Below are 12,099 nucleotides of genomic sequence, written 5' to 3'. Positions count from 1 at the left end.
TCCACGCGGCGGCGCGCTCAGCCGGCGTCGTAGGCTGCCGCGAGCAGCTTCACCGCTTCCGCGAACGTGGCGCCCTGCGACTTTGCGGCGTCGGCATAGGCCGCGGCAGCTGCGGAGAGCCCGCTGAGGCGTTCGTCACGTGCACATACCACTGTCCCGTTCCTCCCCCGTGTGGCAACAATACCGGCCGCTTCCAGTTCCTTATATGCCCGGGCGACAGTGTGCGGCGCCACGTCCAGGCGCTCCGCAAGGCCCCTGACGGCGGGAAGCCGGGTGCCCGGGGGCAGCGCGCCGCTGTCCGCAAGGTGGATGATCCTGAGCCGCAGCTGTTCAAACAAAGCCACGGTGCTGCCGGCGTTGGGTTTCCAGTCCCCCGGGAAGTCGGGAGTGGTTTTCACAGTCCCGCCTCAAGGACCCCGGTACGCCTGGGACTGGCGGAGAACTGGGCGTTGTAGAGCCGCGCGTAGTAGCTGTTTGCCGCCAGGAGGCTCTGGTGCGTGCCCTGCTCAACGATGCGTCCGTGGTCCATGACCAAGATTAGATCAGCGTTCCGCACCGTGGACAAACGGTGGGCAATCACGAAGCTCGTCCTGCCATGGCGGAGCCGCCGCATTGCCTGCCGGATCAGCAGTTCGGTCCTGGAGTCCACCGAACTTGTCGCCTCGTCCAGGATCAGGACCGGCCGCCCTGCCAGTTCGGCCCGGGCAATGGTGATGAGTTGCCGCTGGCCCTGGCTGAGGGGTTCGCCGCCGTTCTCCAGCACGGTGTCGTACCCGCCGGGGAGGGAACGGACGAAGCGGTCCACGTAGCTGGCCTCCGCCGCGGCCAGGATCCCGGCCTCGGTGGCACCGGGCAGCCCGTAGGCGATGTTCTCCCTGATGGTGCCCGCGAAGAGCCACGCATCCTGGAGCACCACCCCGAACTGCCCCCGCAGGCGGTCTGTCGAGATGGTGGCAGTATCAATGCCTCCCAGGGTGATTCGGCCCGAACCCGGTTCGCAGAAGCGCAACAGGAGATTCACCACAGTGGTTTTTCCGGCTCCGGTGTGGCCGACGATGGCCACCGTTTGTCCCGGCTCCGCGGTGAACGAAAGGTTGCGCACGGCCGGCGGCGAGCCGGGGTAGCCGAAGGTCACGTCCTCGAAGACGATGGTTCCATCCGCGGGGACGGGCGTATCCCCGCCCCTTTGCGCGGGGTCCTCCTCCGCATCCAGCAGGGCGAACACGCGGGCCGCGGACGCGGCGCATGACTGGATGAGGTTGAGCAGGCCGCCAATCTGCCCGACGGGCTGGCTGAAGAGCCTGCTGAACTGGATAAACGCCTGGATGCCGCCGATGGTCATCGCTCCCGCAATGACCTGCAAAGCGCCGACAACTGCAACGGCGATGTAATTCAGGTTGGCCATCAGCACCATCAGGGGCTGGACCACCCCGGCCGAGTACTGGGCTTTGGTGGCCGCGCGTGCCAGCCGCCGGTTGCTTTGGGCGAAAATGTCGGCGGCCCGGGACTGCTGCCCGAAGGCCTTGATGACTTCGTGGCCGGTGATGAACTCCTCAACGTGCGCGTTGAGCTCCCCGGTTTCCTTCCACTGCCGTTCAAAGTGCGCCTGTGACCGGCGCGCAACGAGAACGGTGATGCAGGTGGAGAGGGGCACGCTGGCGAGGGCTATGGCCGCCAGCATGGGCGAGATCCACAACATCATGGCCAGCGATCCGCACAGCATCAGCACGGACATGATCAGTTGCGTGAGGAGCTGGTTCATGGCCTGTGAGATGTTGTCGATGTCGTTGGTTGCCCGGCTCAGGACATCGCCCCTGGACCGCTCACTGAAATATGTGGACGGCAGGCGGTGCAGCTTGTCCTCCACCGCAGCCCGCAGCCCGTACATCAGCCCTTGCACGGAGCGGGCCGTCAGGGCGCCCTGGATCCAGTTGAAGACGGACGCGAAGACGTACATCACCGCCACAGCGGACAGCAGGATGACCAGGCGTTCCTGGTCGGTGGTGCCCAGGAAGATACCGTTCACGACGACGTCGGTGGCGTCGCCGAGATACTTCGGAGCTGCCACGTTGAGGCCCGCAAAAGCGCAGGTGGCTGCCACTGCGCCAAGCATGAGGTGCCGGAACGGGCGCAGCAGCCCAAGCAGCCTGCCCGATGTGCGCCAGAACCCGTCCGTGGATGTCCCGACGGCGGCCGTCGTCACAGCGGTCCGTCCAGTGCCAGCTGCGATTCGGCGATCTCGCGGTACGTGGGGGATGTTTCCAGCAGCCCGTGGTGGGTCCCCTGTGCCACGATGCGCCCGCCGTCGAGCACCAGGATCAGGTGTGCGCCCTCCACAGCCGAAACACGCTCTGCCACAACAATCACCGTGGCTGACGCAAGTTCCGCGTCCAACGCCTGCCGCAGCCTGGTGTCCGTGTCGTAGTCCAGCGCGGAAAAGCTGTCATCAAAGAGATAAAGGGGCGCTGTGCGCAGCAGGGCACGCGCCATGCACAGGCGCTGCCGCTGCCCTCCGGACAGCGTGGTTCCGCCCTGGCCCACAGGCGTCGCCAGCCCCAAGGGCAGGTCGCGCATGAAGCGCATGGTCTGCGCCTTCTCCAGGACTGCCCAGAGTTCCTCGTCCGATGCGTCGGGGGCAGCCATGCGGAGGTTGTCGGCAATAGTGCCCGAAAACAGATGGGAGTGCTGGGGGACGATCGACATGGCCCCGCGAAGCGTGTCCAGCGGCAGCTCCTTGATGTTCACGCCATCCAGCCGGATCTCCCCCTCGGTGGAATCAAGGAAACGCGGGATCAGGTTCAGGAGCGTTGATTTTCCACTGCCCGTGGATCCCACGATGGCAGTGGTGGTGCCCGGCATGGCCGTAAAGCTGATTCCGGAGAGGACCGGTGCTTCTGCCCCTGGGTAGGAAAATCCGACCCCCCTGAACTCAAGGGTTCCCGGCTGCGCGGACGCGGCCGGCCAGCCGGCCGGAGCGGCGTGAAGGGTATGCGCAGGGGGGCCCGCGGACTCACGCACCGAGGGTTCGGTGTCCAGGACGGCGGTGATCCGCTCCGCGCACGCGGCGGCGCGGGGTGCCGTCATCAGGACGTACATGGCCATCATGATGGCCAGCAGGATCTGCATGATGTAGCTGATGAAGGCCGTGAGCGCACCAATGTTCATCTGGCCCGACTGGATGCGCTGGCCGCCGAACCACACAACTGCCACCGACGACAGGTTCACCACCAGCATGATCAGCGGCAGCATGGCCGCCACCAGCAGAGCTGACTGCAGATTGTTGGCAGTAAGGCTGCTGTTCGCACGCGCGAAGCGCCCAATCTCATGCTCCTGGCGCACAAAGGAACGGATCACCCCGGCACCGATAATCTGCTCACGCAGGATGCCGCCCGCCTTGTCCAGCAGGTCCTGCCCTTGACGGTAGAGCGGGATCAGGCGCCGGACGATCAGGGACATGATCAGCAGGAGCAACGGCACAACGACGATGACCACTGCGGACAGCCCCACGTCCTGCTGCAGGGCAAGGACAATGCCGCCCAGCCCCATCGCGGGCCCGGCGATCAGCATGGTGAACACCAGCACCGCGAATGCCTGGATCTGCTGGGTGTCGTTGGTTACCCGCGTGGCCAGGCTCTGCGCCCCGAAGCGTGCCACCTCCTGGGAGGACAGCGACTGGATGCTCGAAAAAATCTCCGCCCGGAGCCGGCGCCCCATCCCCATGGCCGTTACAGCCCCAAGGTAGCCGGCCCCGATGGCCGCGCCGGCCTGGACCGCAGCGATGCCCGCCATCAGGACCCCGAGGCGGGAAATCACCCCGGTGTTGCCGGCCACAATGCCGTCGTCGATGATCGCGGCGTTCACGGTGGGCAGCAGGAGGTTCGCGGCGGCCTGGACCAGCTGCAGGAGCACGATGGCAGCGAGGTGCCATCCATGACCCTTGAGGAGCCGCCCCATCAATCCGATCAGCAACGCACCTCCCGTAAGGTCAGGAAAGCCGACAACGATGGTCGCCTCCCCCAATTGGCCACGTTCGTCATTGTAGGCCAGATCACATTCAGCCGCCGTCAACAACATGACCAGTCCAGTAGAGATCATCCAGCGACTGGACGCCGGTCACTCGTTCTTGCGGCCTACCGCGAAGATCCTGCGGAAAGGATAGATTGTGCCGCGCCTGCCCTGCGGATATGCCCCGCGCAGGGACGCAGCATACTCGGCTTCAAACTGGGCCCCGTCCTCCGGTGAGAGCACATTCAGCACGGGACGCAACGCGGTACCCCGGACCCACTCCAGGACCGGGTCCTGGCCCGGCAGAACCTGTTGGTATGTGGTTTCCCAGGCGTCTGCCGAGTACCCGGCGTCGAGCAGGATGTCCAGGTAATCCGCCGGCTCCCCCACCGATTCGCCGCCGCGCAGCACCCCGCCGAGTTTCGGTGCCCACCGCTCCGAGGCGGCGAGGTCCCGCATCAGCGCATGGGACGGTGCGTTAAAGTTCCCCGGTACCTGCAGCGCGAACCAGGCGCCGGGGCGCAGTGCGGCCAGCCATGACCGCATCAACTCCTGGTGCCCGGGCACCCATTGAAGGGCCGCGTTGCTGACCACCACATCCGTCCCTGCCGGGGGCGTCCAATGGGTGATATCCGCCTGTTCAAAATGCAGCGACGGATGCCGTGCAGCGTGGTCCGCCGCCTTGGCCAGCATGTCCGCCGAGGCGTCCAGGCCCACTACTTCCGCGTCCGGCCAGCGTTCGGCGAGCGTTGCGGTGAGGTTCCCCGGGCCGCAGCCCAGGTCAACCACCCGGGCCGGCCTGTCGGCGTGGACCCTTCCGGTGAGGTCGAAAAACGGCCGGTCCCGGTGATCGCCGAACTGAACGTACTTGGCCGGATCCCATTCCATAGGCTTCTCCACTGTCTGGTGCTGTCACTGCTACCGCGAAGCCTAGCCCGGCCGGGACGGATTTCCCGGCGCGCCCTGGCACTAAGCTGGAAATCAATGAAACTCGTTGACCAGCTGACCCATCTGCCCGCCGGGAACCTCCAGGCCGCCGTCGATCCCGATGACCTGTACACCCGCTTCGTCGAGTGGACGGAAAGCCGTGGCCTGGCGCTGTATCCGGCCCAGGACGAAGCCATCATGGAACTGGCGACCGGGGCCAACGTCATCCTGGCCACCCCTACCGGCTCCGGCAAATCCCTGGTGGCCATCGCCGCGCATTTCCAGGCCATGGCGCAGGGCAGGCGCAGCTACTACACGGCGCCCATCAAGGCGCTGGTGTCAGAGAAGTTCTTTGCCCTGTGCGAGATCTTCGGCGCGGAGAACGTGGGAATGATCACCGGGGACTCCGGGGTCAACCAGGACGCGCCGATCATTTGCTGCACGGCTGAAATCCTGGCGAACACTGCTTTGCGCGAAGGTGCGGCAGCCGAGCTGGGCGCAGTCATCATGGACGAGTTCCACTTCTACTCGGACCCGCAGCGCGGCTGGGCCTGGCAAGTGCCGCTGCTGGAACTCCCGCAGGCCCAGTTCCTGCTGATGTCCGCGACGCTGGGCGACGTGGCGAGGTTCGAAAAGGGACTGACCGATCTGACCGGCCGCCCCACCACCACCGTGAGCTCGGCCGAACGGCCCATTCCGCTGCATTACTACTACCACGAGACCCCGGTCCACGAGACGCTGGAGGAGCTGCTCGCCACCAAGCAGGTCCCTGTTTATGTGGTGCACTTCAGCCAGATCGAGGCAATCGACCGGGCCCAGAACCTGATGAGCATCAATGTCTGCACCCGCGAGGAGAAGGACAAAATTGCCGAACTGATCGCGAACTTCCGGTTCGCCGCCGGCTTTGGCAAGACCCTCAACCGGCTGGTGCGCCACGGCATCGGCGTGCACCATGCGGGCATGCTGCCCAAGTACCGGCGGCTGGTGGAGCAGCTGGCCCAGGCGGGGCTGCTCAAAGTCATCTGCGGCACGGACACCCTCGGCGTGGGCATCAACGTCCCCATCCGCACGGTGCTGCTCACCGCCCTCAGCAAGTACGACGGCGTCCGCACCCGGCTGCTGAACTCGCGTGAGTTCCACCAAATTGCAGGCCGTGCCGGGCGCGCGGGTTACGACACCGCCGGCACGGTGGTGGTCCAGGCCCCCGAGCACGTCACCGAAAACGTCAAAGCGATGGCCAAGGCCGTTGCCAAGTTCGGCGACGACCAGAAAAAGCTGCGCCAGGTGGTCAAGAAGAAGCCGCCGGAAGGTTTTGTGTCCTGGGGTGAGCCAACGTTCAAGCGGCTGGTCGAGTCGGTGCCGGATCCGCTGAGTTCAAGCTTCACGGTGACGCACGCCATGCTCATGAACCTGATGGAGCGGCCCGGGGATCCTTTTGCCGCCGCCCGCCGGCTGCTGACGGAAAACCACGAGCCGCGGTCCTCCCAGCTGCGGCTGATGAAGAAGGCGCTGGGCATCTACCGGGAGCTGCTCGCTGCCGAAGTGGTGGAGCGGATACCCGAAGAGCAGCAGGGAGCGGACGGGCGCACGGTCCGGCTCACCGTGCACCTGCAGCCGAACTTCGCGCTCAACCAGCCGCTCTCCCCCTTCGCACTTGCCGCACTGGAGCTCCTTGACCCGGAGTCGCCGTCGTACGCCCTGGACGTGGTGTCCGTGATCGAGGCGACGCTGGAGAAGCCGCGCCAAATCCTTTCCGCCCAGCAGAAGAAGGCCCGCGGCGAAGCGGTGGCCGCCATGAAGGCGGACGGCATCGAGTACGACCAGCGGATGGCGATGCTGGACGAGGTCACGTACCCGCAGCCCCTCGCCGAAATCCTCGGTGAGGCATTCGAGGTATACCGGAAGGCTGCCCCGTGGGTGGGCGACTTTGAGCTGGCGCCCAAGTCAGTGGTGCGGGACATGTTCGAGCGTGCCATGAACTTCGGCGAGTTCGTGCAGTTTTATGGTCTGGCCCGTTCGGAGGGCATCGTGCTGCGGTACCTCGCGGACGCATTCAAGGCGCTCCGGCAGACGGTTCCCCAGGACATGCTCCGGGATGACCTCGAAGACCTGATCGCCTGGCTGGGCGAACTGGTGCGCCAGGTTGACTCCAGCCTCCTGGACGAATGGGAGGAACTGGCCTCCGGTGCCGCTCCCACCCCGCACGACGCGCCGCCGCCTCCTCCGCCGTCGCTTACCTCGAACATCCGGGCCTTCCGGGTGATGGTCCGCAACGAGATGTTCCGCCGCGTGGAACTGTTCGCGGACGAGGACGCTGCGGCTCTCGGCGAGCTGGACGGCGCCTCCGGCTGGGACCGGGACCGGTGGGAAGACGTTCTCGACGACTACTTCGATGAGCATGACGACATTGGAACCGGGCCGGACGCCCGCGGCCCAAACCTGCTGATCATTACTGAGGAACCCGGGGTGTTGAAGGTACGGCAGATCTTCGATGATCCCGCAGGAAACCACGACTGGGGCATTTCCGCGGAGGTGGACCTTGCGGCGTCGGATGAGAGCGGAACTGCCGTGGTGCGGGTGACCGACGTCAACCGGCTCTGACGCTGCCGCGGCCCTGCGGCAGCGGCGACAACCACGGCGGTAAGCTCGAACAATGAGCTTAATCCGCCCCGCAACAGAGCAAGACGTGCCCGCGATCCTGAGGATGATTCACGAACTGGCGCACTACGAGAAAGAACCGGACGCCGTCCGCAACACCCCGGAAATGCTGCGGCAGGTCCTCTTTGGGGAGAACCCGCGCGTCTTCGCCGCCATGGCTGAAAACGAAGCCGGCGACGTTCAGGGCTTCGCGCTGTGGTTCCTCAACTACTCCACGTGGGAGGGTGTGCACGGCATCTACCTGGAAGACCTGTACGTAAGCCCGGAGGCCCGCGGCGAAGGCCACGGCAAGGCCCTCCTGCAGCACCTCGCCGGGATTGCGGTGGAGAACGGCTATGCCCGGGTGGAATGGAGTGTCCTTGACTGGAACGAGCCGTCCATCAACTTCTACCGCAGCCTCGGCGCCAGGCCGATGGACGGGTGGTCCACCTTCCGCCTGACCGGAGATGCCCTGGAACGGTTCGGCAGCGCTGTCCCCGCCGCAGCCAATGGCTGACGTACGGCCGCCGGCCGCCGTCAAGGCCCTCACGCGCCTGTTCCGGGCCGGGCAGGGAGCGACGGCGGGCCACGAGGTCAGGGCACGGCATACGTTCCGCGGCATGCGCACAGTGGAGCATTACTTCACCGTGCCTTTGGACCACACGGCGTCCGCTGCCACTCCCGAGACCATCACCGTCTTCGCCCGCGAGTATGTATCGGCGGCGCACAGCGAGGAGGAAGCGCAAAACCTTCCCTGGCTGCTGTTCCTGCAGGGCGGACCGGGCGGCCGCGGCAACAGGTTCGGTTCCCTGGGCGGCTGGAGCAAGGCCGCGACGAAGGACTTCCGTATCCTGATGCTTGACCAGCGGGGAACCGGGCTGTCCACACCGGTGGACCGGAACACCCTGCCGCTGCGCGGGTCAGCCGACGAGCAGGCCGCATACCTGGAACACTTCCGGGCTGATTCGATCGTGGCCGACGCCGAGCTGATCCGGAAAACGCTGGGCTCACCGCCCTGGAGCATCTACGGCCAGAGTTACGGCGGCTTCTGCGCGCTGACCTACCTGTCCTTCGCCCCGGAGGGACTGCGGGAAGTGCTCATCACCGGCGGCCTGGCGCCGCTGACGGGGCCGGCCGATGACGTCTACCGGGCCACGTTCCAGCGCGTGGCGGCGCGGAATGCAGAGTACTTCAGCTGGTACCCGGAGGACCGTGCCATGGTGGAACGGATTGCCCGCCACCTGCGGAGCACGCCGGAGTTCCTGCCCGACGGCGGACCGCTCACCGTGGAGCGCTTCCAAATGGTGGGGGCGTTCCTGGGCGGCAACACACGGGTGGACAGCCTGCACTACCTGCTGGAGGACGCCTTCACGGAGACCGCGGCGGGCCCGCGGCTCTCGGACCCCTTCCTGGAACAGATGCAGGGCATCGTCTCGCGGCGTTCCAACCCGCTGTACGCCCTGATGCACGAATCCATCTACGGCCAGGGCCAGGCGACGGACTGGTCCGCCTGGCGGGTGCTGGACGAGTACCCGGAGTTCCGGCCGGACGCAGAACCGCTGTTGCTGACCGGCGAAATGGTCTACCCCTGGTACTTCGACCAGGATCCTGCGCTGCGGCCCCTCCGGGAGGTGGCCGGGCTGCTGGCCGCGAAGCAGGACTGGACGCCGCTCTATGACGTCCGGCAGCTCGCCGCGAACCGGGTTCCGGTGGCGGCGGCCGTCTACTCGGACGATATCTACGTGGACCGGAAGCTGTCCCTTGAAACGGCTGCTGCCGTCCGCGGGCTCCAGGTCTGGGAAACGGACGACTTCCACCACGATGGCATCGCCGACGACGGTGAAGGGATCTTTTCCCGGCTGCTGGGGATGGCCAGGTCAGGCCGCCGCTGACGCCCGCCGCCGCGTGACGAGTGTCAGGAAGGCTGCCGCCAGGACGCAGGCGCCCACCACGCCACCGAGCATGTTGAGCCCCAGGTAACCGGTCCAGCTGAGGACCAGGCCGGAGACGGCCCCGCCCACGGCCCCGGCTGCCCCCATCAGCATGTCGGACACGCCCTGCACCACAACGCGGGCTTCCTGCCCGACGCTCTCTGCCAGCAGGGTGGACCCGGACACGGTGGCGGCCGACCAGCCCATGCCCAGCAGCACCAGGCCGACGGCCACCGCTGTAGCGGAGCCCTGGCCGAAGCCCGCCACGATGACCGCTGTAATCAGCAGGGCGAAGCCAATCATGATGGTCTCCGTCCTGCCCGCCTTGTCCGTCAACCAGCCCATGACCGGTGACAGGGCGAACATGCCGGCAATGTGCAGCGAGATGGTAAAGCCGATGATCACCAGCACGTCGCCGGAGGCGGTGTGCCCGGCGTGCGATGCGCCGGGGCCTTCCACCAGGTGCTGCAGGTGCAGGGGCGTCATGGACATGACGCCCACCATGACGGCATGGGCAGCGACGACGGCTGCCACGGCCAGGAGCGCCATCCGTGAGGCGCGGATGGCGCGCATGCCACGGGCCAGGGAACCGGGCGGCCTGCTGCCCTGGTTGGCCGCGGCGGCGACGCTCCCTGCCTGGGGCACTCCGGGTGCAGCCGGGCCTTCAGCCCGTGCGGCCAGTTCACGGGAGAGGAGGAGCGGGTCCGGCCGGAGTCCGACCCAAACGAGGACGGTTGCCACCAACAGTCCGGCGCCGGAGATGACGAACGGTCCGGCGACCGGCGGCAGCCCCAGGGCCGCGCCCACCACCGTGCCGGGCTGGATCAGGTTGGGGCCGGCGACGGCTCCGACAGTGACGGCCCAGACGACGGTTGACAGTGCCCTGCCGCGGTGCTCGCCGTCGGCAAGGTCGACGGCGGCAAAACGCGCCTGCAGGCTTGCGGCGGTCCCCACTCCAATGCCGGCCGCACCCAGCACCAGCAGGCCGAAGATTCCGGTCACGACGGCCAGGACCATCAGCACGGTGCCCGCCAAGGCCGCGGACAAGCCCGCCAGCTGGCCCACCCGGCGGCCCCTGCGCTCCGCCAGTGAGGCCAGCGGCAGCGCCGCCAGGGCGGCGCCGAGGGTCATGACTGTTGCCACTGCACCGGCCCACGCGCTGGAGCCCGAGAGCTCAACGGCGAGGATGGAGCCGATGGAAACCGTGGCGCCCGTGCCAATTCCACCGAAGACCTGGGCCGCGGCCAGCAGCGCCACGGTACGCCGCTGTACCCGGCGCACGTCCTGTTCGCTCATCACTGTGGGGGCCATGGACAGAGCATAGTCCTCGGCGCCGGGCTCCCACAGGGGCAAATTTAAGCAACAATCCCGGCCGCTGGGAGCGGCCGGGATTGTGGTCAAGCAGGGGCGGTCAGCGGCTAGTCGACGTCGCTGTGGCTCCGGCGTACGTCTTCTTCGAGGCGCGGATCCAGGTGGGTTTCCTTCGCCTTGGAGCTGAGCAGGCTGGCAACCACCGCGATGATGATGGTGCCGACAATCACGGCCAGCGAGACGAACGTGGGGATCTCCGGGGCCCACTCGATGTGCTGGCCGCCGTTGATGAACGGCAGTTCGTTCACGTGCATGGCGTGCAGGACCAGCTTGACGCCGATGAACGCGAGGATGAAGGACAGTGCGTGCTTCAGGTAGATCAGGCGGTTCATGAGGCCGCCCAGCAGGAAGTACAGCTGGCGCAGGCCCATGAGGGCGAACAGGTTGGCGGTGAACACGATGAACGGGCTCTGGGTGAGTCCGAAGATGGCGGGGATGGAGTCCACGGCGAACAGCAGGTCGGTGAGGCCGATGGTGATGAACACGATCAGCATCGGGGTGAAGACCTTCTTGCCGTTCACGGTGGTGCGCAGCTTGCCGCCGTCGAACTTCTCCGACATGGGAATGACCTTGCGGATCTTCGCGATGAGCGGGTTTTCCCGGTCTTCTTCGTCTTCGCCTTCGTCCTGGGCCTGCTTCCAGGCGGTCCACAGCAGGAACGCTCCGAAGATGTAGAACACCCAGCTGAACTGCTCGATGACGATGGCGCCGAGGAGGATGAAGATGCCGCGCAGGATCAGGGCGATGATGATGCCCACCATCAGCACTTCCTGCTGGTATTTCCGGGGTACGGAGAACCTGGCCATGATGATAATGAAGACAAACAGGTTGTCGATGCTGAGGCTGTATTCCGTGACCCAGCCGGCGACGAACTGACCGCCGTATTCAGGCCCGGTGAAGGCGAACATGGCGCCGGCAAACACGAGCGCGAGCGAGACGTAGAACGCCACCCACAGTCCGGCTTCCTTCATGGAGGGTTCGTGGGGACGGCGCACCACGAGCAGGAGGTCGATCAGGAGGATCAGGCCGAGGACGACAAAAGAGCCGACCTCGAACCACACGGGCAATTCGAGCACAGGGTAGCCTTTCGCAGGGTACAGAGATGCGGTGTAAGTCTCTCCGGCCTGCCTGCGCACTCGGTGCTGATGCGGCGGCCCGCTACGCCCGGCGGAGCAACTATGCCCTGCGTGTTGACGATCGTAGCGCTTGGGATACTCCCCTACGTGAC

Annotated in this window: 9 protein-coding genes; 3 read left to right on the top strand and 6 right to left on the bottom strand. The window is 66.3% G+C overall.

Annotated features, from left to right (window positions below; all coding sequences use genetic code 11):
• Positions 1-17: 17 nt before the first annotated feature.
• The 4 genes from B5520_RS05270 to B5520_RS05255 all read right to left on the bottom strand — a co-directional run bounded on the left by B5520_RS05270 (position 18) and on the right by B5520_RS05255 (position 4,893).
• Entirely contained in the window at positions 18-398 is a 381-nt protein-coding gene (locus tag B5520_RS05270; RefSeq protein ID WP_079596032.1) for a GntR family transcriptional regulator, read from the bottom strand.
• On the bottom strand, positions 395-2,113 hold the full coding sequence (locus tag B5520_RS05265) for an ABC transporter ATP-binding protein (RefSeq protein WP_104443449.1): 1,719 nt from the start codon (positions 2,111-2,113) through the stop codon (positions 395-397). Before B5520_RS05265 ends, B5520_RS05270 begins: the two co-directional genes overlap by 4 nt.
• Positions 2,114-2,199: 86 nt before the next feature.
• Entirely contained in the window at positions 2,200-3,954 is a 1,755-nt protein-coding gene (locus tag B5520_RS05260) for an ABC transporter ATP-binding protein (protein WP_079596394.1), read from the bottom strand.
• 159 nt (positions 3,955-4,113) lie between these two features.
• Positions 4,114-4,893 (bottom strand): trans-aconitate 2-methyltransferase, encoded by a 780-nt coding sequence (locus tag B5520_RS05255; protein WP_079596030.1) that lies wholly within the window; start codon positions 4,891-4,893, stop codon positions 4,114-4,116.
• Between the two features lie 96 nt (positions 4,894-4,989).
• On the opposite strand from B5520_RS05255, the gene B5520_RS05250 reads away from it, so the two are divergent.
• The 3 genes from B5520_RS05250 (at position 4,990) to B5520_RS05240 (ending at position 9,461) form a co-directional block, all read left to right on the top strand.
• Positions 4,990-7,533 (top strand): DEAD/DEAH box helicase, encoded by a 2,544-nt coding sequence (locus B5520_RS05250; protein ID WP_079596029.1) that lies wholly within the window; start codon positions 4,990-4,992, stop codon positions 7,531-7,533.
• Positions 7,534-7,585: 52 nt separating this feature from the next.
• Positions 7,586-8,086, top strand: a complete 501-nt coding sequence (locus tag B5520_RS05245; protein WP_079596028.1) for a GNAT family N-acetyltransferase — start codon at positions 7,586-7,588, stop codon at positions 8,084-8,086.
• 103 nt (positions 8,087-8,189) lie between these two features.
• A complete protein-coding gene (locus B5520_RS05240; RefSeq protein ID WP_104443448.1) occupies positions 8,190-9,461 on the top strand; it encodes an alpha/beta fold hydrolase in 1,272 nt (423 codons plus the stop codon).
• Here the strand turns inward: B5520_RS05240 and B5520_RS05235 are convergent.
• Together B5520_RS05235 and B5520_RS05230 are read right to left on the bottom strand one after the other, a co-directional pair.
• Entirely contained in the window at positions 9,447-10,811 is a 1,365-nt protein-coding gene (locus B5520_RS05235) for an MFS transporter (RefSeq protein ID WP_079596026.1), read from the bottom strand. The genes B5520_RS05240 and B5520_RS05235 overlap by 15 nt on opposite strands.
• Before the next feature lie 107 nt (positions 10,812-10,918).
• Positions 10,919-11,947, bottom strand: a complete 1,029-nt coding sequence (locus B5520_RS05230) for a TerC family protein (protein ID WP_079596025.1) — start codon at positions 11,945-11,947, stop codon at positions 10,919-10,921.
• Between the last annotated feature and the right edge of the window lie 152 nt (positions 11,948-12,099).

It is taken from the genome of Arthrobacter sp. P2b (assembly GCF_900168295.1).
Classification (GTDB): Bacteria; Actinomycetota; Actinomycetes; order Actinomycetales; family Micrococcaceae; genus Arthrobacter.
The sequence above is the reverse complement of the archived record's forward strand: the minus strand, read 5'-3'. Positions and strand labels throughout refer to the sequence as shown.

Excerpts from the sequence above, each read along its gene's own strand:
- B5520_RS05260 (WP_079596394.1), bottom strand. The coding sequence starts at position 3,954 with ATGGGGCGGCTCCTCAAGGGTCATGGATGGCACCTCGCTGCCATCGTG.
- B5520_RS05245 (WP_079596028.1), top strand. The coding sequence starts at position 7,586 with ATGAGCTTAATCCGCCCCGCAACAGAGCAAGACGTGCCCGCGATCCTG.
- B5520_RS05235 (WP_079596026.1), bottom strand. The coding sequence starts at position 10,811 with ATGGCCCCCACAGTGATGAGCGAACAGGACGTGCGCCGGGTACAGCGG.
- B5520_RS05255 (WP_079596030.1), bottom strand. The coding sequence starts at position 4,893 with ATGGAATGGGATCCGGCCAAGTACGTTCAGTTCGGCGATCACCGGGAC.
- B5520_RS05265 (WP_104443449.1), bottom strand. The coding sequence starts at position 2,113 with ATGCTTGGCGCAGTGGCAGCCACCTGCGCTTTTGCGGGCCTCAACGTG.
- B5520_RS05240 (WP_104443448.1), top strand. The coding sequence starts at position 8,190 with ATGCGCACAGTGGAGCATTACTTCACCGTGCCTTTGGACCACACGGCG.
- B5520_RS05250 (WP_079596029.1), top strand. The coding sequence starts at position 4,990 with ATGAAACTCGTTGACCAGCTGACCCATCTGCCCGCCGGGAACCTCCAG.